The 223-nt window shown below is 55.2% G+C and carries 1 protein-coding gene; it reads left to right on the top strand.

Annotated elements, in window-relative coordinates; all coding sequences use genetic code 11:
* Positions 1-223, top strand: a 223-nt coding sequence (locus tag HU770_RS26950) for an immunoglobulin-like domain-containing protein (protein ID WP_186666645.1), incomplete at both ends; no start/stop codon positions are given.

Genomic DNA, 223 nt, shown 5'->3' on the forward strand with positions numbered 1-223 from the left:
AGTCACCATTACTGCCGACCAGGTTTCGGTCGCTGAAAACGTTAAACCGACCTTCACCGTCCACATCAATACTGCCCTGGACCACGACCTTGTCGTGACCCTGAGCAACAATGAAGTTGTGACCATCAAGGCTGGCGAAACCAGCGCACCGTACGCTCACGACGCGCAGGGCGACGACGTTTACAAAGATGCCGGTGAGATCAACCTGGGTATCAAGTCGGCA

It is taken from the genome of Pseudomonas sp. SWRI68 (assembly GCF_014269165.1).
Lineage (GTDB): Bacteria > Pseudomonadota > Gammaproteobacteria > Pseudomonadales > Pseudomonadaceae > Aquipseudomonas > Aquipseudomonas capeferrum.